22 protein-coding genes and 1 riboswitch are annotated in these 22,598 nt (G+C 34.4%); of the genes, 12 read left to right on the top strand and 10 right to left on the bottom strand.

Translation table 11 applies throughout. The annotated features are described in order from the left end of the window. Nucleotides 1-74 precede the first annotated feature (74 nt). Together ACWG42_RS02415 and ACWG42_RS02410 are read left to right on the top strand one after the other, a co-directional pair. Nucleotides 75-980, top strand: coding sequence for an Rpn family recombination-promoting nuclease/putative transposase (locus ACWG42_RS02415; protein ID WP_455789910.1), 906 nt, complete (start codon nucleotides 75-77; stop codon nucleotides 978-980). 101 nt (nucleotides 981-1,081) lie between these two features. Then, complete coding sequence (locus ACWG42_RS02410) at nucleotides 1,082-1,597, top strand: NAD(+) diphosphatase (RefSeq protein ID WP_455789909.1); 516 nt, start codon at nucleotides 1,082-1,084, stop codon at nucleotides 1,595-1,597. A gap of 10 nt (nucleotides 1,598-1,607) precedes the next feature. On the opposite strand, the gene ACWG42_RS02405 is transcribed toward ACWG42_RS02410, so the two are convergent. Genes ACWG42_RS02405 through ACWG42_RS02395 form a run of 3 tightly spaced genes read right to left on the bottom strand, consistent with a single transcriptional unit; the run spans nucleotide 1,608 to nucleotide 5,089 of the window. Next, nucleotides 1,608-2,225: a YigZ family protein gene (locus ACWG42_RS02405; protein ID WP_455789908.1), complete on the bottom strand. Its 618-nt coding sequence runs from the start codon at nucleotides 2,223-2,225 to the stop codon at nucleotides 1,608-1,610. Nucleotides 2,226-2,258: 33 nt separating this feature from the next. Continuing rightward, complete coding sequence (locus ACWG42_RS02400) at nucleotides 2,259-3,101, bottom strand: radical SAM protein (protein WP_455789907.1); 843 nt, start codon at nucleotides 3,099-3,101, stop codon at nucleotides 2,259-2,261. Nucleotides 3,102-3,139: 38 nt separating this feature from the next. Continuing rightward, nucleotides 3,140-5,089 (bottom strand): maltodextrin glycosyltransferase, encoded by a 1,950-nt coding sequence (locus ACWG42_RS02395; RefSeq protein WP_455789906.1) that lies wholly within the window; start codon nucleotides 5,087-5,089, stop codon nucleotides 3,140-3,142. A gap of 120 nt (nucleotides 5,090-5,209) precedes the next feature. Here ACWG42_RS02395 and ACWG42_RS02390 point away from each other — a divergent pair, with 120 nt between their 5' ends. After that, nucleotides 5,210-6,328, top strand: coding sequence for a hypothetical protein (locus tag ACWG42_RS02390; protein WP_455789905.1), 1,119 nt, complete (start codon nucleotides 5,210-5,212; stop codon nucleotides 6,326-6,328). 59 nt (nucleotides 6,329-6,387) lie between these two features. Here ACWG42_RS02390 and dapB read toward each other — a convergent pair whose 3' ends face one another. The 7 genes from dapB to ACWG42_RS02355 form a co-directional block, all read right to left on the bottom strand. Continuing rightward, nucleotides 6,388-7,110: a 4-hydroxy-tetrahydrodipicolinate reductase gene (gene dapB, locus ACWG42_RS02385; protein ID WP_455789904.1), complete on the bottom strand. Its 723-nt coding sequence runs from the start codon at nucleotides 7,108-7,110 to the stop codon at nucleotides 6,388-6,390. Further along, nucleotides 7,107-7,985: a 4-hydroxy-tetrahydrodipicolinate synthase gene (gene dapA, locus ACWG42_RS02380; protein ID WP_455789903.1), complete on the bottom strand. Its 879-nt coding sequence runs from the start codon at nucleotides 7,983-7,985 to the stop codon at nucleotides 7,107-7,109. Before dapA ends, dapB begins: the two co-directional genes overlap by 4 nt. A gap of 31 nt (nucleotides 7,986-8,016) precedes the next feature. Next, on the bottom strand, nucleotides 8,017-9,213 hold the full coding sequence (locus tag ACWG42_RS02375) for an aspartate kinase (protein WP_455789902.1): 1,197 nt from the start codon (nucleotides 9,211-9,213) through the stop codon (nucleotides 8,017-8,019). Continuing rightward, entirely contained in the window at nucleotides 9,210-10,496 is a 1,287-nt protein-coding gene (gene lysA, locus ACWG42_RS02370) for a diaminopimelate decarboxylase (RefSeq protein ID WP_455789901.1), read from the bottom strand. Before lysA ends, ACWG42_RS02375 begins: the two co-directional genes overlap by 4 nt. A 76-nt stretch (nucleotides 10,497-10,572) precedes the next feature. After that, nucleotides 10,573-10,738: riboswitch (Lysine riboswitch) on the bottom strand. 222 nt (nucleotides 10,739-10,960) lie between these two features. Beyond that, nucleotides 10,961-11,152 (bottom strand): hypothetical protein, encoded by a 192-nt coding sequence (locus ACWG42_RS02365; RefSeq protein WP_455789900.1) that lies wholly within the window; start codon nucleotides 11,150-11,152, stop codon nucleotides 10,961-10,963. A gap of 132 nt (nucleotides 11,153-11,284) precedes the next feature. Further along, complete coding sequence (locus ACWG42_RS02360; RefSeq protein ID WP_455789899.1) at nucleotides 11,285-12,115, bottom strand: HAD family hydrolase; 831 nt, start codon at nucleotides 12,113-12,115, stop codon at nucleotides 11,285-11,287. Continuing rightward, on the bottom strand, nucleotides 12,112-14,037 hold the full coding sequence (locus ACWG42_RS02355; RefSeq protein WP_455789898.1) for a BglG family transcription antiterminator: 1,926 nt from the start codon (nucleotides 14,035-14,037) through the stop codon (nucleotides 12,112-12,114). The genes ACWG42_RS02360 and ACWG42_RS02355 overlap by 4 nt, the downstream gene beginning before the upstream one ends. Before the next feature lie 168 nt (nucleotides 14,038-14,205). Between ACWG42_RS02355 and ACWG42_RS02350 the strand changes: the two genes are divergently transcribed. The 9 genes from ACWG42_RS02350 (at nucleotide 14,206) to ACWG42_RS02310 (ending at nucleotide 22,340) form a co-directional block, all read left to right on the top strand. Next, complete coding sequence (locus tag ACWG42_RS02350) at nucleotides 14,206-14,559, top strand: PTS sugar transporter subunit IIB (protein ID WP_455789897.1); 354 nt, start codon at nucleotides 14,206-14,208, stop codon at nucleotides 14,557-14,559. Between the two features lie 119 nt (nucleotides 14,560-14,678). Next, a complete protein-coding gene (locus ACWG42_RS02345; RefSeq protein WP_455789896.1) occupies nucleotides 14,679-15,935 on the top strand; it encodes a PTS sugar transporter subunit IIC in 1,257 nt (418 codons plus the stop codon). A gap of 33 nt (nucleotides 15,936-15,968) precedes the next feature. Beyond that, nucleotides 15,969-16,313, top strand: a complete 345-nt coding sequence (locus ACWG42_RS02340) for a PTS lactose/cellobiose transporter subunit IIA (RefSeq protein ID WP_455789895.1) — start codon at nucleotides 15,969-15,971, stop codon at nucleotides 16,311-16,313. Nucleotides 16,314-16,324: 11 nt separating this feature from the next. Continuing rightward, nucleotides 16,325-17,761, top strand: coding sequence for a glycoside hydrolase family 1 protein (locus ACWG42_RS02335; protein WP_455789894.1), 1,437 nt, complete (start codon nucleotides 16,325-16,327; stop codon nucleotides 17,759-17,761). Between the two features lie 21 nt (nucleotides 17,762-17,782). Next, nucleotides 17,783-19,228, top strand: a complete 1,446-nt coding sequence (locus ACWG42_RS02330) for a glycoside hydrolase family 1 protein (RefSeq protein ID WP_455789893.1) — start codon at nucleotides 17,783-17,785, stop codon at nucleotides 19,226-19,228. Nucleotides 19,229-19,319: 91 nt separating this feature from the next. Beyond that, nucleotides 19,320-19,925, top strand: a complete 606-nt coding sequence (locus ACWG42_RS02325; RefSeq protein ID WP_455789892.1) for a YczE/YyaS/YitT family protein — start codon at nucleotides 19,320-19,322, stop codon at nucleotides 19,923-19,925. A gap of 24 nt (nucleotides 19,926-19,949) precedes the next feature. After that, nucleotides 19,950-20,369 (top strand): hypothetical protein, encoded by a 420-nt coding sequence (locus ACWG42_RS02320; RefSeq protein ID WP_455789891.1) that lies wholly within the window; start codon nucleotides 19,950-19,952, stop codon nucleotides 20,367-20,369. A gap of 79 nt (nucleotides 20,370-20,448) precedes the next feature. Next, the gene (gene ung / locus ACWG42_RS02315) at nucleotides 20,449-21,108 is read left to right on the top strand and encodes a uracil-DNA glycosylase (RefSeq protein WP_455789890.1); all 660 of its coding nucleotides are present in this window, start codon (nucleotides 20,449-20,451) and stop codon (nucleotides 21,106-21,108) included. Nucleotides 21,109-21,110: 2 nt separating this feature from the next. After that, entirely contained in the window at nucleotides 21,111-22,340 is a 1,230-nt protein-coding gene (locus tag ACWG42_RS02310; RefSeq protein ID WP_455789889.1) for a bifunctional folylpolyglutamate synthase/dihydrofolate synthase, read from the top strand. Nucleotides 22,341-22,598 lie beyond the last annotated feature (258 nt).

Here is a 22,598-nt window from a genome sequence, read left to right as displayed (position 1 = left end):
TTGTTGATTTTTTAGGAATTTTAAAATTCATCTCGTATAGGTAAAGTGTAAGAACAAAAAAGGAGATGATATATATGGCTTCAAAAGATGTAACAAAAGTAAGCTATAAAAATGATGTGTTCTTCAAATTCGCCCTATCTTCACAAGATGAAGATTCCAAAATGATTCGTCACTTTATGATTAAGGAAATTACAGGGATTGATCCGGTAGATAGTATTGTGGTAAATCCTGAAATGGATCCAGAAGCACTTGCAGGTAAGAAAATCATATTGGATGTACACGTAAAAGACATCCATGGAAATGAATATGACATGGAGATGCAAGTTGAAGGATTACTCACAAATTTAACGAATCGATTTGAGTATTATGGCGCAAAGATTTTAGAGAAACAACTAAAAGAAGGAGAGGATTATTTAGATTTAAAACCAGTGTATCAAATTATCTTTATGGATAACTATTCAGAAGATAAAGGGAAACTGATTATGAAGTATCAAATGAGAAATGAAGAAGGAAAGGTTGAAAGTACACATGCCTTAATACATAGAACGTACATACATTTACCAGTGATAAACGACATTGTAAAGACGAAAAAGACAGCAGGATTAACAGCTTTTGAACAAATGTGTTATCTCTTTAAAAACAATGAAGACGATGATATAATAAAGACAAAGGAAAGCGTGGTGAGAAAGCTTATGGAAAAACATGAACGAATGAGCGATAATGAACAAATATGGACACTCGCAGAACAAATCCAGATGGCGGAAGCACAACAAAAAGCTATTCAACAAGGATACTATGATGAAGGAATAAAAATAGGTGAAGAAAAAGGATATAGTAAGCTTTTGAATCAATTCATTCAAACTAAATTTAATATAGATGCATCTTCATGGTTATCAACCTTAACCATGGAGCAACTACAACAAGCATCGCAATTACTAATGAACGCTGAAACATTTAATGAAATACAAAACGCTATATAATTATTATGATTTGATATACAGACAAGACACGATCTTGTCTTTTTTCTTGGAAAAAATATAAGAATGTGGTACATTAAGTTTATTCGATTGGAGATGAAACTATGAAGCATTGTTTTGCATGCGGACATAAATTGGAAATGAGAGAATTGGAACATGAGGGTATGACACCTTTTTGTCCAAACTGTAAAGAATTTCGTTTTCCAATATTTAATACGGCAGTTTCTATGGTTGTGGTAAATCCAAAGGAAGATAAAATTCTAATGATTCAACAATATGGTAGAGAAAGCAATATCTTAGTCGCGGGTTATGTGAATAAGGGAGAAAGTGGAGAAGATGCTCTTCGAAGAGAGATGGAAGAAGAGATAGGACGCAAGGTTATCAAGCATCGCTTTATGAAAACAGAATATTTCCCTAAAAGTAATACTCTTATTTGGAACTTTGCGGTTATGATTGATAGTGAAGATTTAAGTGGTGTATGTGAATGGGAAGTAGATAAAGCTACCTGGTTTACATTTGAAGAGGCAAAGGAAAGCGTAAAACACGATTCTTTGGCAGAACGTTTTTTATATTATTTCTTTAAGAAGTATGAAACAAAAACAGGAGACTTTTTTGAGTAAAAGCTCCTGTTTATTCATGTGTACATTCAACATCTAGAAATATATCTTCCAAGAAAATAGGAATGCAAGTACCGTTGCTTAGCTCAGATAGATCTTCGTCAATAGAATGCTTACTAACGTATTCATAATATACTTGTTCTTGATATTCTTTTGTCGTTACTTCAATATCATGTTGTCGAAAATAATAATCGAATTTTCCAATAAGGTCATAAGAGAACTCAATTGCATATCTTTGCATTTGTACGCGTTTTGTAAATACAGCTTCACTTAAGGCAGTGGATACACTTTTAGAGTAAGCGCGTATCAAACCACCAGCGCCTAACTTTATACCACCAAAATAACGTACAGTGATGGCAAGCGTATCTTGCATAAGCTGTTTACTTAAACATTCCAACATGGGAACCCCTGCAGTACCAGAAGGTTCTCCATCATCATTGCTTCTTTGGATTTCATTATGTTCTCCAATGATGAATGCATAACAATGATGATTTGCGTTAGGATGTTCTTTTTTTATATTTAAAATGATAGCCTTGGCTTCTTCTTCACTTGTTACAGGATAAAGATAACAGATAAATCTGCTTTTTTTAATGTCTATTTCTTCTATATGTGTTTCTTTTAAACGATACATATTATCACCATTGTTATTATAACATGAACCCTTTTATTCAAAATGCTTTTGTTTCAAATGTTTTGTCTTCTTTACGAGTTCTTCGTGGTAGAAGTAGTTTGTATACTGGATATTGTTGTTTTCGCAATATTGTGCAATATCTAGTGAGAGTTCTTTCCAATAGGTCATATCTTTTTTTACATAAATACGTTGATATACATCATGTAGATGAGGGTACTTTTCATCTATATAAGATAGAATAGTTTGTTTATAGGAACCTCTTAGATTCAAATTTTCAAACCAAAATTCATCGATATATTCTTTGCTAGTCTCCATAATCTTTTGATAGTCTGTAATGCCTGGAAATATTGGAGACATAAATAAAATGGTATAGATTCCTTGTTCATGTAGTGTTTTTAGGGTATGCAAACGATCTTGTATAGAAGACGCTTGATCCATATCTTCTTTGAATTGTTCATCTAGGGTGTTGATAGACATGGACACACGGACATTCTTACATTGTTTTAACAACTCAATATCACGTAAGATTAAGGATGATTTTGTAGATATTCCTAGCTCACAATCGATACCTATTAGCTGTTTTAGAATGTTCTGTGTAACACAATAGGTAGCTTCGTATGCATTATAACAATCTGTGACGGAAGAAAGAAAAACACTATGATGTTCTAATTTCTTCGTGTTGATTGGATTTTCACACTGTTTGATATCAACAAAGGTTCCCCATTCTTCTAAATGTCCACTAAATCGCTTCATAAAGCTTGCGTAACAGTATTTACAACCGTGAGGGCATCCAACATAGGGGTTAATCACAAAGTCGCAGGTAGGTAGGTTAGACTTGCTTACTAAATCTTTTACATTTTTAATTTGAACTTTCATAGGTATCTCCTTTATATAGAAAGCTATCCAATGGATAGCTACTTGAATTCAATAAATTTTACTTCCCCTGGTTCAAAAGAAAGAGGTAGATTTCCTAATGCGTCCAAATCAATATCATGAACATAAGGATCACAAGTAGAAAAAATCTGTTGTACATGTTCTACGTTGAATGCGAACTCTGGAAATATATTGTCGGTGTGTATATGTAATACATTTCCTGTATGCACATGTACATTACAAACAACCATCAATGCTTTATCTTCCTTCAAGAAGGTAAATCCAATACCTAAATCTTTAGGAGAATCAAACCAAACTGGGATTGCATATTGTGCATTACAAATCACATCCAAGTATGCTTTTCTAATCTTTGTAATTTTCTCTAATAAATTTGGTAATATAGATAAATCATCAGAAAGATAATTAAAATAGTAATGATCCAAATAAGGTTGACGACGATATCGATCATCTTCTTTAGGTAAAGAATATGTATATGCTTGATCTCCATATTCGGATAATTGTAAAGGTTGCACATCGTATGATTCTATTCCATTTAACATCATAGGAATGGTATTTGGTAAGAAGTGATTCATAATGGTTAAGGTAATTGCTAATTGTTTACCATTTTCTAGACAACTAATACGTCTTGCGTCATAAAATTCCGCTGCCGCAAACATTGGACAAGCATTCCCTTTGGCTTGATAGGCGAAGTTATGGAACTTATACTCCCATATATTGCTTTCTTCATATCCACTTTTTCCACTGATCATATCGTACCCTTTTTTTATCCAAGCTTCACTTTGTGCACTTTGTGTTTCTTCTGCTATCATGACAAAATGAGGGTTAAACTTGCGAGCCGTTTGTACAAATTCAACTTGTAGTTTTTCAGGTAAAAGATAAGGTTTTTCTAAATAGATACCATCAATATGAAATGTTGTTTGTAACCAAGTAATGTTTCGATTCAATTGATTCCAACATGTACGAATAGCTTTCTTTCCAGGATATAAATCAGGACGAATGCGATCTTGCATCATAACGAAGTCATCTTCATAGAAACGAAGTATGGTGGTATCTACATCAGCTATGACATTCGCATTGATTTGATCCACAATGGATGGAGCACAAACAACATTATGCTTTGTTTGGAGTTCTTCCAAAGAAGATGCTTTATCTCCTTTATTCAAATTATGAAAGTGTGCAATGTGTTGTATTACATCATCGCTTTTATATAAGTCTTTTAATGTATACGAGAAAGGTAATGTATTTTGGGGAAGTGAGTGACAAATTGGAGCATGATAATCTTTTTCATAAGATTCTTCAATCCAATAGAACCAATCTGGATGTTTTGCAATATAGGCATTATTTCTTGCCATCTTTGCAGGACAATACTCAACAATCACTTTCATTCCTAGCACATGACTTGCCTCAACAAATGCCGCAAACTGTGCTTCTACACTCATGGATTTTAAAATAGGATCTCCTAGTTGTTCATCGATTTTTTGAAAATCTACAACAGCTTCTTTACATGCATAATCATGAGCTTTTTGTGTTTTCCCAAGGGCAAAAGGTTGATGTAGTAAAATCGTATCGATTCCCATTCTCTTTAACAGTGGTAAAAGCGCAATGCTTTTTAAAAAGGTGCCATTGTCTGATAAATGATATAAATTATCATTTGAAATATAATCATCACGATCGTGATCCCATGAAGTTGCACAACGTATCATAAGAGAATATACACTAGCTTTTGATAGCCAAGAACTATCCTCTGTTGATACCGTTGAACAAAGTTCTCCCTTACCTTTAAACATTTGATCCAACGTGTACGCGTAAAAGGAATAAGGGTTCACAATCAATTGTTTATTTCTTAATTTACGTACATAACGAAATCCAAAATGATTCCAAGATTCAGGAATTACATAATTATATGTGTCTTGTTTATGCAATGCTTCTTCATGATGCAATGTGTCTATCATAAGCTGTAGGTTTTTCATAGAGAAAGCCTCCTTATTGTTGTGTGTAGTATGTTTTTGTACAATTCTATTTCTATTTTATCATTTCGACAATGTTTTTTGAAGAAGGTTTCTATAATCTTATTGATTGGGAGTGATAAAATGAAAAAAGTGATACTTATATGCGCATTTGCTTTGTGTTTCAGTGGTTGTTCTTTACAGGGAGAGCCTTCTAGTGTACTCGATAGCCAAAATCACTTTCAAATAGAAGAAGACGCAAGCCTTCATATTCGGATGGATGATAGTGCCTATGCTAGTGCGATACGCAATCTATGGGATACAACATTTCCAAAACATAAAGGTGCACTTAGTATTCACTGTGATACTTCCAAAGATTTTTCTACCTATGATATTGATTACCTTCAGGACACGCAAATTGCTAAGCGAAAGGAGAAGCTTTACAATATTGAACACGTTCAAGAACATATAGAATTGCCAGTAGAAGATTACTTACAGAAAGATGAAGACTATTTTCTACCAGTAGATGGAAGAGGACTTGTTTTCCTATACAACGAAGAAGCGCTCATTGCGCGAGGGGGAAGTATACAAAATATGGAAAGCTTTGAAACGATGAAATCCCTTGGAAATCATGTTTACTATCATAATCGAAATGCTGAGTATGTGTACCCTTTTTTGCATACAGAAGAGGACCAAGAAGAAGATACATGGTATGAGAACTTAGAAGCTTATCGCAATCTTAATAAAGATAATGAATTCCTAGATGATCAATATGAAATGTCATCCTTTTATAAGGATGGTTATATTTGTGGTCTTGTACAAAATGATGGAACATATCAACTCACAGATCTATATCGAAAAGGAAAGCTTCACTTTAAAAGCATGCCAACGTATCACTCACAGTCCTTTTCTCCTATTGTCGATACCTATGGCTTTGTAGTATATAAAACTACGAAGTATCCAGGTGCCGCAAGTGCATTCCTACAACTTGTGCGAAGTGAAAGTGGAATGAAACTTCTTCTAAAACATACATCGAAAACACCCCTCATCGCAAAGAAAGCACTTGAAGATTTCTTTGTGTATGATCGAAGCAGAAAAGAATTGATGGAAGCACTTAATGAGAGTCAATTGCGTAATTCCAAGATACTTGCCAAGATGAAAAAGGAAAACTTCTATAGTACCATTCAAAATGCTATGTATACAAAAGAAAGCAATGAATCGTTTATAAAAAAAATGAAGGATGATATAGAATCATTTTTGTAAGGAGTTGTTTTAGATATTATCAAAAAAGGAATCCTGTGAGATTCCTTTTCTATCAGATATTATTGTTCAAATAAGATATCTTTCATAGTATACATACCTGGAACTTGTTTGCATGCAAATTGTGCAGCACGAATCGCCCCATTTACAAAGATTTGTTTACTATTGGCAGTATGTTTAATTTCTAAGATTTCATCTTCACCGAAGAAATATACGCTGTGTTCTCCAGCAACACTTCCACCACGAACAGCATGTACACCAATTTCTTTTTGACGTTTTCCTACAAATCCATTTCTTCCATGAACTTCTTTATAAGCATGGGTAGGATTCATTGTTTGAATCAGCATTTTTGCAGTTCCACTTGGAGAGTCCTGTTTTTGATTGTGATGTTTTTCCACAACTTCTATATCAAAGTTTTCTTCCAACATTGGAGTTACAAGTTTTAGCATTTCTTGGAATACTGCGACTCCAAGAGAGAAGTTTGCTTGAAAAACGATCGGTGCTAGTGTTCCAAGTTCTTCAATCTGCTTGATTTGCAAGTCGTTATGACCTGTTGTACCACAGATGTATGCACTTTTGTGCTCTTTGATAAATGGATAGATCCAGTCTAAGTTATTAGGATGCGAGAAATCAATAATGACATCTACATGTTCTTGTAACTTTGATAGATCAGGATGATTGGTACCATCCGCAATCATAACGACTTGCATATCTTCTTTTTTCTCTATGGTATTTACTACGAGTTTCCCCATATTTCCAAAACCAACAACTAATACATTTATCATAGATTTACACCTTTAAGAGCTTTCCCCATCATAACTTTATGATCTTCACTCATTTCACATAATGGTAAACGGTATCCACCAACTGCTTTTCCCATTTGGTTCAATGCTTCTTTTACTGGAATAGGATTAACTTCGATAAACAATGCATGAATCAAATCCATATATTTGATTTGTGCATCTAAAGCGGCTTTATGATTTCCACTTAAATAGTCCATGACCATATCATGAGTTTCTTGTGGTACTACATTTGCTAATACAGAAATTACTCCACTTCCTCCCATGGATAGAACTGGAATAATCATGTCATCATTACCAGAATACATAACGAATTTATCATTTAAGCAGTGTGCAATATCTGCGATATAAGACATGTTTCCACTAGCTTCTTTAATTCCACAAATATTAGGATGTTTACTTAATGTTTCAATTGCCTCGGGAGAAATAGAACATCCTGTTCTTCCTGGAATGTTGTACATAATAATTGGTTTATTGACAGCATCTGCAACTGAAGTAAAGTGACGAATCATTCCTTCTGCATTTGCTTTGTTGTAATAAGGCGCTACAACTAACAAGGCATCTGCACCCATTTCTGCATACTCAATACTCTTATCAATCGCAATCTGCGTACAATTAGAACCACTTCCTACCATAACTGGAATACGTCCTTGAATGGTCTCTAGTGTACATTTTACAACTGCATCATCCTCTTCATGTGTCATAGTTGCGGATTCACCAGTTGTTCCTAATACAAGAATTGCATCTGTTTTATTTTCCACATGCCATTCTAAAAGTTCTTTTAATTTTTCAAAATTTACGGTTCCATCTTCATGGAATGGTGTAACAAGTGCTACAATACTTCCTTTTACATTAAACATAAGATGTTCTCCTTTTCGCGTTCTTACGCAATTATAAATCAAAAGCTTTAGCTAATACTTCTACCGCTTGTAGTTTATCTTTCTCTTCGATTGTTAATGAGATAGAAATTTCAGATGAAGTAATCATATAGTAAGGGATTTGATGTTCACTTAACGTTGTTAATACCTTTGCGGCAATCCCGCTATGAGTAGAAATTCCTACTCCAATAACAGATAATTTCACAAATCCCAACAATCTTGAAATTGGATATTTTGAATTTAGTTTATCAATGTTCTTAACGATGACATCACTTTGTTTTGTATTACAATAGAATTGAAAGTTTACTTTTCCATCGTGTGTCAAATGCTGAGAAATTGTATCAAGGTTGATATCTAAGTCCGCTATCATGCGAAACAATTCTCCTAAGAATACACCATCGTTTGGCAATTCGTTGACACGCATAATCGCATAATCATCTTTTACACTGATGCCGGTAATAGGCATATCTTCTAAGTTCTTTGTTGTCTCCATAATATACGTTCCTTTTCTCTCATCTTTTTCCAAAGCTTTTCCTAAAAATAATTTAACTCCATATTTACTAGCAAGTTCTACACTTCTTGTCTCTAAGACACCAGCACCAAGGCAAGCCATCTGCATCATTTCGTTATAGGTAATTTCATGTAGTAACTTTGCTTGTTTATACATTCTTGGATCAATGGTATACACCCCGTTTACATCCGTATAGATACGACATTCCCATCCAAGTTTCGCTGCCAACGCTACCGCAGTAGTATCAGAACCTCCTCTTCCAAGAGTCGTTATTTCACCATGTTCTGTAGCACCCTGAAATCCAGCAACTACAACCACTTTTCCATCATCCAAATGCTTTTGCAGTGTACTAATTTCAATATCTTTAATACGTGCATGTGCATGATGATTGCTTGTGATAAAACCACACTGATATCCCGTTAATGAAATAGCACTTACACCCAAAGCATCAATGGCCATCGCCAATAAAGTAATGGTACGTTGTTCTCCTGTAGACAACAAAGAATCCATTTCACGCTCATTTGTACTACCAATTTCATTTGCCATTTCAATCAGCTTATTTGTTGTTTTCCCCATGGCACTCGCCACAATAATTACATTATGTCCAGCGCGTTTCATCTCTACAGCATGAGCGGCAATTGCCTTAATTTGATCAATCGTCCCTACGCTTGTTCCACCATACTTCTCTACTACATTCATACATTAATTGCCTCATCACATTCCAAATCACATAAATCTTCAAAGCTTTCTCTTTTCACAACCACTCTTGCTTTGCCATCTTTCACAAAAACCACGGCAGGTTTTGATAGACGATTATAGTTACTTGCCATACTGTATCCATAAGCACCAGTTGTATAAAGGATCAATAAATCATTTTGTTGAGCCTTTGGTAACATTACATCTTCAATAAGGATATCTCCAGACTCACAACATTTTCCTGCAACTGTTACTTTTTCTATTTTTTCTTCGTTCATACGGTTCGCAATATCACAAGCATACGCTGCTTGATATAATGCAGGACGAATGTTATCGCTCATCCCACCATCCACAAAGATATATTTTTTATTTTCTGTTTCTTTTTGATACCCAATGCGATATAAGGTAGAACCAGCTTCAGCCACAATGCTACGTCCTGGTTCAATCATAATCTTAGTTAAAGAAAGGTTATATTTCGCTTTCTCTTCTTTACAAGTTGTAAGGATTGTTTTGCATACTTCCTGTAAAGGAATTGGATGATCATCACTTGTGTAATATGCCGCAAATCCACCACCAAGATTTAAAGCGTGAATTTCTAAGCTATATTCTTTTTGCATATCATCTACAAACTTCGCAAGTGTTTGTATTTCCGCAACATAAGCATCTTTATCAAAGATTTGAGATCCGATATGAGAATGGAATCCTTCAAATGTAATCTGTGGTGTAGATGTTAATGTTTTGATCATATCCGCAATTTGTTGTTTCATAGTTATAGAAGTTCCAAACTTACTATCCAAATGTGCAGTTACAATATATTTATGCGTATGTGCTTCCACTCCTGGATTCACACGCAACATTGTTTTAATTGATTTCCCACTTTGACGAACTGCCTGTACTAGCATTTCGCATTCCATAGCGTTATCCACCACAATGGTACCAACTCCATAAGTTAAAGCCATTTGAAGTTCTTCATAAGATTTGTTATTTCCATGGAAATACACACGTTCCATTGGAAAGTTTGCTTGTTTCGCAGTAAATAATTCTCCACCACTTACAACATCTAAACACAATCCATAAGCACTTACTAACTCAATCAAAGCCTTACAAGTAAAAGCCTTAGATGCATATAGTACTTCCGTTTCGAACTCATCACTTTGAAAAAGTTCATAGAATTGACTCATTTTCACAGTAATTTTGTTTTCATCATAAATGTACAATGGTGTACGGCAAGTATTTGCCAACTGTTCAACAGATACACCAGATATTTCTAATACGTTCTTGTCCATAAGGTCACCTCATCTATATAAAAAGTCAGTAAGTAGAAATGCATCACTTACTGACTATCGCTTTATATCGATTGGAAAGTAAGATAGCACATCTACAGTACTGTAGACAGTTCTACGGATATTCTCCATAGACCCACCATTTTCCTATGCCTAAGAAAACAGTTCGGCAAATTTGCTTCTATCTTAGATCGTTACCTGCCGGTTCCCTAAGATATTGTCGCATTCGCACCTCTATCAAATTCACACGTATCATAACACTATCTATGCAAAAAAACAATAGTTATATGAAAGAAATGCCCATTATTTCATAAATTCTGAAAAATGTTACATATTCAATAGAGGTTTCTCTCAACTATAGTACCATGAACCATGTAATCAATACATACAGAAATAAACATTCTTGTTAAGAAAATGTAAATGTGAGCATCATTTCTCTTACAAATAAAAAAGATGAAGCCTATGCCTCATCTCAAGGATCCTAGAAAGTAAAATACTAAAATTACAATCCCTAATATAATCGCAGTAAATAAGACCGTTCGAAAGGTAAAGACTTCATTGAAGACATCTTCATTTTCATTTCGCATGACATCGAATATTTCTTGTTGTTGTTTGTCATCTAGGTGTTTTTCTTGCGAATGGAGATTCTCCTGATCCATCTTCTCACCCCTCCACACTACATTGTTAAATTTGTATCCATATTATACCATAAGCTTTTTAAAATTGTTGATTTCTAACAAAACCGTAATAAAGTTTATATAAAGAAAAAAGAACGGTATTACTCTCCGTTCTCAAATGATACCATGTTTTTTGAAACAATGATAAATTCCATCTTCCTTACTAGAGGTCGTTTGTTCATCACTTAATCGAATCAATTCCTTATTTGCATTTGCCATGGCGACTCCACAATGTGCATGTAAAATCATATCTACATCGTTCATACTATCTCCAATCGCAATGGTATCACAAACAGGAATATGGAAATAATCAAGTAGGATATCCATACCCGTTGCTTTAGAAATATGGGCACACGTAATTTCTCCATTGATAATAGGGTTTTCATCCACGCCATGCAACGTCAATTTCAAGTGAGAAGATAAATTTTCTTGAACTATTCGACAGGCATTCTGCTCTTTCGCAAAAATAGCAATCTTTAAAATTTGTTCATAATCTTTATCCTGAAATTGTTGATAGGGTAACATATGAACACTTGCCATATATTGTCTAGCTAATTCACTATTCATATCCATTTCATTTTTAAATAAATCGTGAAAGAAGGAGAACCCCGTCTCATCTAAGAAGGAATCTCGTATCCCTTCAAGATTGAATCCTACATGATGTTTTTGTAATAGTTTAATAACATCTACAATATCTTTTTTGTTCATAACTTCTTGAAATAAGAGTGTATCTCTTGTTTCCACATAACTTCCACAAGAAAAAATAAAGCCATCAAATCCTAAATCTAGTAAATCTTGTGCCACCTCTGGCTTTGCTCTTCCCGTTGCCAAGCAAACTTTATGACCATTTGCACGTGCTTCCTTTATAGCGATTTTGCTTGATTCCAGTATCCCTACTTCATGGTCCAACAAAGTACCATCGATATCTAAAAATATACACTTCATGATTCACTCTCCAAAGAGGATATATTGGCATAGACTAGATTTTCGAAGTCTTTAAAATTACGACAATCTTTCGCCTGCTCAATCATACTTTGTTCACTAAACAATAGAACAAGAGTTTCATATAAATCATGGAAGATGCGTTTATCAATTTTATTGATCGCTACTAATAAAATGACATGGACTAGATGTTCATCCCAAAGCACTCCTGTTGGAGATATGACAACTCCAATACAAGTTTTCATAGCCTCCATTTTCATAGAATGAGGAATTGCGATATTGCCAAAAGCAGTAGAGGCTGCAGTTTCTCTAACCATGACGTTGTTTTCAAAATCATGATCTACGAATTCTAACGCGACCATTTTATTTGTTAAGGTATGCAGAATATCATCACGTGTTTTTTGTTCTTGCGTTATCATGAACAGTTCTTTAAAGAAAAACTCTTTGAAGTTTTTTTTCAAAATATAACGTTTTTCATTTGCCTTACAAGCATCAATGGCAGTTTGAATGGACGCAAGATTTAAGCGTGTTGAAAGAGGAGGAATCATACAGATTTGATGATGCAGTTTTCGATGGATTGCGATGGTAGAAATCACCATCTGATAAGACAATCCCTTTAATTCATCTTCAAAGGAAATCGTTTTTATAATATTGATCTGATTTCCAAAATTGATCAACAATTGGTTATAAAGTTCAGAGGTAAGTTGCATATAGTCAGGACACAATAAAACACATTGTATCTTTGCATCATTGGATTTCTGTCGTTCGATTTCAGCACCAATATGCAGCGCAAGGAAGGCAACTTCATCTTCATTGATATGAATATGGTAATGTTCCATAAGTTCTAAAGAAATATTGATCGCAATGTCATAGACCGTAGGACAAGTATTCTTAATGGATTCTGCCATTGGATTTTTAGTATACGTTTTATTTTGAGCACGAACAATTAGATTTTTAATATGCAATGAAAAAGGAGTTAGAAAACCTTCTGTATGTAAATCAATATAATAATCTTCATTTACTTTGTCTGCAATATGTTTGGTTTCCTTTAGGATTTCATCTCCTACGATTTTACGTAATGTATCATCGGAATTTGGAAGAGAATAATTTGCATTCGTTTTAAATAACATATAGATTTCAAAACGTTCACTAGGTGTCAAATGAATTTCAAAACATTCATCTAGGTGCTCACATAGTTCTTCTATCAATGCTTGTTCATGTGCACTCTCAATGATAAATTCATCGTCCTTAGATATTACAACATTTCCATTTTGGATACGATCAATGATAATTACAAAATGCAACAATAGATTCACGAAAGAAAAATCATTGATATAGTAATTGTATTTCTGAAATGTTTTGCGTATGATACTGGCAACTTTATCAATTTCAATGGCATGGAAGCTCTCTTTCAATATGGATAGATCAACGAGTTGTTGGCTAGTTTCTTCTTGTACGAGATAACTGATAAGTTTCCGTATGTTTTTTTCATCTCCACGTATATAAATTGCATCATTTTCACATGCAAAATGTACATTAAAGTTTGTATATGCTTTGTTCATCTTAGCAATATCGGCTTTTAATGTGGAGTAGCCAACAAAAAGCTCCTCACATAAAGAATAGATATCCACATGAGAGGAATGTTCTAACATCAATTGCTTGATGATATATAAGGAACGCTCTTCCCAAGTTTGAGGTATTTGTTCTTCTTCTGGAGCTAATACTTTATGCGCCGCTTGTGCATGTACTTGGTAACCACTCTTTGAAGAAAGAATTACTTTTTCATTGGATAGAAGATTGATTTCCAAAACATAATTTTTTACAGAACGAGCAGATATGTGCAACGCATTCGCCAATTCTTTACTTGTAATTGTGGAGTGAGTATTTAAAAGATATTCCAAAAGTTCTCGATGTTTCTTTTTCATTATGTTCACCTCTACCTATTCTGCGATGATAATCTAATTCTATTATATAGATAATAAATTACCTATACAACTGATTTATTGCACCACATGGGGCAATTTCATCTTCTTATAACTTTCCCCGTATGGTGCAAATATCAAGTTGAGGCAAAGTGCAAGTAGGTAGATAATATGGGTGTAAGCAAACGAACGCAGAAAGGAGAAATCATGGAAACCATTCGTATCCTATTATGTTGCGGAGCTGGTATGTCCAGTGGATTCTTAGCAAATGCCGCTAGAAAAGCAGCAAAGAAGAAAAAACTTGATGTGAACATTGAAGCACGTAGTCATTCTGATATTGCCAGCTATATGAGTTCCATCGATGTATTGATGGTAGGTCCTCATTATGCAGGAGAACTACCTGAATTCAAAAAGATGGCAGATCCGTACAATGTATGTGTATGCGCAATTCCGAAAGATATCTATGCCATGTTAAATGGAGAAGCCCTTTTGGATTATGCAATCAAAACAATCGAAGAAAAGTAAAAAAAGAAAGAGCTAAGCGCACACTTAGCTCTCAAGAAATCACTTTGGACAAGTTATTTCTATAAACCTATTATACACGGTTTTATAGAAATAAAAAAGAAAATTGAAGGAGAAAATTTATGAAAAAATTTATGGACTGGTTAGCAAACAAATTTGCCCCAAAAATGAATGAAATATGCAGTCGTCCTTGGATTGCGGCAGTATCAAGCTCCATGCAAAAAGTAATTCCTTTTATCTTAACAGGATCACTGATTTATTTCTATAACGTATTCCGTTCTTATATCCCTGCACTTCCAAATTTAGGACCAATTGCAGATTATAGTTTCGGTCTTATATCATTAATTATTTCATTTATGGTAGCACAGCAGGTTATGGAAAAATTAAATAAACCTTTCTATACAACCAATTGTGGATTAGTTGCCATTGCAGTATTTCTCATGTTTATCATGCCAGAAACCAATGAAGCAGGAAATATGGTGATTCTAGGTGGGAGAATGGGAGCAACTGGAATCGCTGTAGGTATGTTTGCGGGGTTATTTACCTCCATTATCTTCAATCTTTATTCAAAATTACACGTATTAGAGAATAGTACTAGTATTCCAGATTTCGTATCTGGTTGGATCAATTATATAGTACCTACAGTCATTGCATTAGGTATCTCAATGGTTTTAACAATGAACTTAAAAGTAGATATCTTTGAATTTGTTGTATGGGTGTTCTCACCATTAGCAAGTTTTGGACAGACTTTACCAGGATTTGTATTGTTATGTTTCATACCAGCAGTATTATACTCTATGGGTATTTCATCTTGGTTATTTGGAGCCGTAACAACACCAATCTTCTTAGCTGGTATTCAAGCAAATATCGATGCAGTAGCAGCTGGTGAAGTAGCTAGAAACATTGCGACTAGTGAAACAGTATTTACAGCAGCCCTTGTAACAATGGGTGGAATGGGAGCTACCTTAGGTCTTAACTGTTTAATGCTATTCTCAAAATCAAAAAAATTAAAAACTATGGGTCGTATCTTCATTGGACCATCTATCTTTAATATCAATGAACCAATTATGTTTGGTGCACCAATTGTATTTAATCCAATTCTGATGTTACCAATGTGGATCAATGCGATTGTAGGGCCAGTGATTGTATATACAGTAATGAGTCTTGGATGGTTGAATATTCCAGCAACGCTTAACCAAGTAGGACAAGTTCCAGTACCAATTTCAACTGTAATGATTACACAAGACGTAAGAGGTATCTTATGGGCGATTGTATTATTTATTGTATATTTATTTATCTGGTATCCATTCTTTAAAGTATATGAAAAAGAGTGTTTAGTAGAAGAACAAGCAGATCTTAATGAATCTGCACAAAGCTAGATAGCATAGGAAGTAGAAAGGTAGGTAACCGATATGGGTGAACACATAGAAGACAACGAATTAATTCAAGTAGCAATGCAGATTATATTGCATGCAGGCGATGCTAGAATCAAAACAGAGGAAGCACTAGCATGTGCTAAAAAGTTTGATTTTGATGGTGCAAAGCGTTGTCAAGAAGAGGCCAAAGAATGTATCCATCAAGCGCATATTGCACAAACTGGAGTCATTCAAAATGAAACGAGAGGACAACAGTATACACCATGTCTATTGTTTGCTCACGCTCAGGATACTATTATGACCATTATGTCTGAGGCAAAACTAGCATCAGAATTAATTGACATGTTTCAAATTTTAAATACAAAAATTGAACAGAAATAGGAGGCAGTAACATGAATAAGGGTTTTCCAAAGGGGTTTTTGTGGGGCGCAGCTACCAGTGCTTATCAAGTAGAAGGAGCGGCATTGGAAGATGGGAAGGGACCTTCTCAACAAGATATTGTAAACCTTGAATATTCAAAGAAAACAGGATTTGCAGATGCAAGTATTGCAAGTGATCATTATCATAAATATAAAGAAGATGTCGCACTATTTAAAGAAATGGGATTTACCAGCTATCGATTCTCCATTGGATGGAGTAGAATCTTTCCAGATGGAACGGGAGAACCGAATGCAAAGGGTGTAGAATTCTATCATAATCTTATTAATGAATTAAAGGCAAATGGAATAGAACCAGTGGTAACACTGTATCATTATGATTTGCCAATGGCTCTTGTGGATCGTTATGATGGATGGATTTCTCGTCAGGTTGTTAACGATTTTGAGTATTTTGCGAACTATGTAATCAATGAGTTCAAAGACGATGTGAAGTATTGGTTAACTATCAATGAACAAAGTATCATTGTACAATATTGGACACAAAAATGTTATATAAAACCAGAGTATCAACACAACAATCAATTGCGTTATCAAATCAATCATCATATGAATTTAGCGCATGCCATTGCGGTAAAACTTGTACATGAATTAGTGCCAGGTGGTATGGCAGGTGCGGCTCTTGGATATGCTCCAGTTTACCCTTTAACATGTAAACCAGAAGATGTTATGGCTGCACAAAATGCACATGACTTACGTAATTCATATTATTTAGATGTATACTTCAAAGGTTTCTATAACAAAGCAGCATCCATTTACCTAGAAGAAAATGGATTGGCTCCAGTTATGGAAGAAGGCGATGAAGAACTACTAAAAGAAGGTATTTCAGATTATCTAGCATTGAACTATTATGCAAGTGAATGTGCGAAATATTGTTCAATTGATGAAGAAAGACGTTGGTCAGGATTTAACCCGTCTGGTAAAAAAGGTGAAATGTCTGGATTTGAGACACAACCTGGATTTTATCAAATGTGCAAAAACCCAGAACTTGATACAACGGATTGGGATTGGGCAATTGATCCAACTGGATTGGAATATATCTTCCGTGATTTATATACACGCTACAATAAACCATTGATGATTACAGAAAATGGTATGGGTGCATTCGATACCCTGACAGAAGATGGTAAGGTACACGATGATTACCGTATTAAATATTTAAGAGATCATGTAGCCGCAATGAAAAAAGCAATTGATTATGGTGCAGAAGTATTAGGATATATGCCATGGTCAGCTGTAGATTTATTGAGCACAAGCAATGGTGTAAAAAAACGTTATGGCTTTATTTATGTAGACCGTAATGATGATGATCCAAAAGAATGTGCTCGTATTCGAAAAGATAGCTTTTACTGGTACAAAAAGGTCATCGAATCCAATGGAGAACAATTAGATTAGACAAATAGAAAGAGGTAAATAATGAAAAAAGTAATGAGTGGATTTCCAGAGAATTTCTTATGGGGAGGTGCATTTGCGGCCTGTCAGAGTGAAGGTGAATTTGATAAGGATGGAAGAGGGTTATCTACCTCTGACATCCATGAGTATACAAAAGGATTAAATCGTGCGCATATCGAAAAAGAAGGTGGAGGAACACTCGCTAGTATTGTAAGAGCTGCGAATGATACAGAAGGGTATTATCCAAAACGTTTCGGAATCGATTTCTATCATACATATAAAGAAGATTTAGCATTGTTAAAGGAAATGGGATTCAAATGTTTCCGTACAAGTATTTCATGGTCAAGAATCTTCCCAAAAGGAGATGAAGGAGAACCTTGTGAAGCAGGATTAAAATTTTATGATGATTTAATTGATGAAATCGTTCGTGATGGTATGGAACCAATCATTACCATGTCTCACTATGATATGCCACTTCATTTAGTAAGTGAATATGGTGGATTTGCAAATCGTAAAGTGATTGATTTCTTTGTGAAGTACGCAAGTGTATTATTGGAACGCTTCAAAGGAAGAGTAAAATACTGGATTGTTTGTAATCAAGTAAATCTAGTTCCTACCGTACAGTTTGGTTCTTTAGGAATTTACGATGATCAAGCAGAAAACATGGAAGAACTAATGTATCAAGCAGTTCATAACCAATTTGTAGCTTGTGCTAGAATCAAAGAATTAGGAAAAACAATAGATCCTAATGCAGTACTTGGTACCATGGTTGCGGATTGTACATTCTATCCAGCATCATGTAAACCAGAAGATGTAATCTTAACAATGAAACGTAATCGTATGCAATACTTCTTTACCGATGTTCAATTACGTGGAGAATATCCTGTATATGCACTTCGTTATTTTGCGGACAACAACATCCATATTCATATGGAAGATGGCGATGAAGAAGTCATCCGTAATAACAAAATGGAATTCTTAGCATTATCTTATTACTACAGTAGAATCATAGACTCTACAAAAAATGGCATGAATCCAACAGATGCGGAACAAAATCCAAACCTTCAACCAACACCTTGGGAATGGCGTATGGATCCACTAGGCTTCTATAACTGTTTATCTCAGTACTGGGATCGTTATGAAATTCCAATGATGATTGGTGAAAATGGATTTGGTGCGCTTGATACAGTAGAAGAAGATGGAAGTATCCATGATCCATACCGTATTGACTACTACGAAAAACATATTCATCAATTAAAAGAATGTATCAAAGATGGTGTCGATATCTTTGCGTACTGTGCATGGGGACCGATTGATATCGTAAGTTCTTCATCTGCAGAAATGAGTAAACGTTATGGATTTGTTTATGTAGACCGTGATGATTTTGGTCAGGGTAGCCAAAAACGTCTAAAGAAAGATTCCTTTACTTGGTATCAAAACGTTATCAAAACAAACGGAGAAGATTTATAAACATAAGGCTATGAGCTCATGCTTGTAGCCTTTCATATAAGAAAGCAGTATAATTAAAATACATAAAACAAGAATGAGATGGTGATGGTAAATGAAAAAGTTTTTATATATCTTTATCGCATTGAATTTACTTGGCGTTGGTATCAATTTTGTATTACAAGTTGGGTTTGGTTGTGATGCCATCACAATGATGAACGATGGTATTGCACGTTTCTTTCAGACGAACTATACAATATCAGGTTTGATTTATAGTACGATATGTATGGTAATAGCCGTGGTATTCGCAAAGGATTTATTAGGTTGGGGAAGTGTTTCTTATGCCTATGCAACAGGTATATTTATTGATGTTTATCGTTGGATTCTAGCGCCTTTAGAAATTGCAGAACTTTCAACAACTTTAAAAATACTATTGTTTGTAGTTGGCCAATTGATGATGTGTTATGCGTTCGCAATGTTGATTGCGTTAAACTTAGGAAGAAGTCCATTAGACGCAATCCTAGCAAGTATAGAAAAGAAATTACATATATCATATCGCGTTGTGAAAACAATCTGTGATGTCATCTTTGTGATTGTCGCGTATTTACTAGGTTCAACATTTGGCATAGGAACGATTCTTTGTGTGCTAACCACAGGTTATTGTATTCAATTCTTCTGTAAGATGATGAATCGTAAACAAGTAAAGCATGATATACTTTAGATATAATAATCAGGAGGTAGGCTTATGTCTATGGAATTGTTTACATCATTTGATGCACAAGTAGAGAAAATGCAAAAACAAAACAAGCAATATATCGATGTATTTGAGGAATATCTGAAGATACAAAATCTAAGCGAAAAAACAATCCGCCAACATATAGAACACATCGACTTTTACATCAATGAATTTCTTTGTCACTATGAACCAAAAGAAATGTGTGTGGGGTGTTATGAACTTTCTGCATTCTTTAGTCCTTTTGGCATTGGTAAGGATGTATGTACTAGTGAATATAATGTGAATTTGTATAGTGCAAGCATTAAGAAATTCTATAAACTTATGTGTGAAAAAGGATTTATAAAAGCAGAGGATTATCAGCATTTGTTGAAGTCTATGAAAATAGAAAAAGAGTGTTGGATAGATGAATTAAAGCATGGTTGGAAGTAAGTAATCTATAGAATTTCATACAAAAAAGTAACGCTTTTTCATCCTTTGTGATATGATATTGACGCTAGGAAGTGACAATATGAACACATGGGATGAATTTTTAAAATACGAACAAAAGGAAGCATACTACAAACAGTTAATGTGTTTTCTTGAACAAGAGTATCAATCAAAGACAATCTATCCTCCTAAAGAGGATTTATTTTCATGTTTTCAAGCATGTCCTTTAAAAGATGTAAAAGTAGTCATCCTTGGACAAGACCCGTATCATCAACCAAATCAAGCACATGGATTATGTTTTTCTGTACGCAAAGGAGTAAAAATACCTCCAAGCTTAAAGAATATATATAAAGAATTAAACAGTGATCTACAACTTGATATGCCAAAGCACGGCTACTTGATGGACTGGGCAAAACAGGGAGTTTTTATGATGAATGCAGTGATGAGTGTAGAAGAAAGTAAAGCGGGTTCTCATCAGAAAAAAGGATGGGAAATCTTTACCGATCGAGCCATCTCTCTTTTGAATCAACAAGAACAAGGAATTGTATTTATTCTATGGGGAAATTGGGCGCAAAAGAAGATGGAACTTATTACAAATAAACAACATCGAATCATTTGTTCACCACATCCATCTCCATTATCTGCGTATCAAGGATTCTTTGGTAGTAAGCCATTTTCAAAAGCTAATCGCTATTTAATAGAAATGAAAAGAACACCGATTGATTGGAAGATTGGAGAGTAAGTATGTTTGAGAACGCGAATGAAATTATCTCCATCATTGAACAACGAAAAAACAGGGGGAATGGATTACCCCATTTTCAAGCGTACATGGAGAGTATTGGTAGTCCACATGCAAAGTTAAAGGTTATTCATGTAGCTGGTACAAATGGTAAAGGAAGTACAACGAATGATATACGAAGTATGTTACAAGAAGCACAGTATCAAGTAGGTACATTTACTTCGCCTTATATGATCACACATCTTGATCGCATTCGTATCAATGATGTGTATATATCTGAAGCAGATTTTTTAGAAATTGTGAATGAATACTATGATTCTTGGATGACATGGGACTTAAGCATGTTTGAAATCGATATGTGTATTGCGAGTGTTTATTTTTCTAGAAAGAATGTTGATTTCTGTGTATTTGAAGTAGGACTTGGAGGTCGTTTAGATATGACCAATATTTTAACTCCTATGGTAAGCGTGATTACAAATATCGGAATGGATCATATGGAACTATTAGGTGATACCTATGAAAAGATTGCGATTGAAAAGGCAGGTATCATGAAAGAAAACATTCCGTTGTTTACAGCGGAGAAAAAAGAAAGTTGTCTTCAAATATTTCAAGCCATCGCAAAAGAAAAACATACGGAAGTAGTACAAATTGCAGATATTACAAATATGTACAATCAAAATGGAGTTATAAGTTTCAAATACAAAGATTATGATAATATAACATTGGCTTCAGGAGCGAAATATCAATGTTTGAATGCAGCTCTTGCCATTGAAGTAATTACATATTTGAAGGAGTATCATGATATTAAATGTGATGAGCACTCCGTACGGTCTGGTTTACAAATGGCTAGTTGGGCAGGAAGATTTGAGGTAGTAAGTGAAATACCACGTATTATTTTAGATGGCGCACATAATACTGAGGGGGTTCATGCTTTATGTGAATCCTTACAAGATATTCATAATCCAGTTGTTATATTTTCGGTTTTAAAGGATAAAAATTTTCATTCCATGTTGGATGAACTTCAAAAAATTTCTGATTATATCATCTTAACGCAACTGCAACATAATGAAAGAGCATTGGATATATATGAAATACAGGAAAGTGACATGATACACTTGGTTTATAACATGGAAGATGCTCTTCAACAAGCCATTGATTTGCATCGACCAATTATTATAACGGGCTCTCTTTACTTTATTAGTGATGTACGTGTATTATTCATTGGGAATAATTAATAAATATAAGGTGAATCGTAATTGGAGTTAATAAATATATAGTAGCTCAGTGGAATTGTAAGATGTTGAATGATTGTGTTGTCAACCGTTTTTGAAAATGTCTCAAAAATAGTTAAACATTAGTACAGTCATTGCGATGCTTCATCGTTAGTAAATAATTTTGAAACGAAGCATGTTTCCATGGATGACTCATCGGTGGAATATATTGCTTCTTTTCTTTTTTTACTTCTTTAACTACTTCAAAATTTAATGAATATT

Source organism: Amedibacillus sp. YH-ame10 (genome assembly GCF_053848885.1).
Note: the sequence above shows the minus strand (reverse complement) of the source record. Positions and strands in the feature narration are given on the sequence as shown.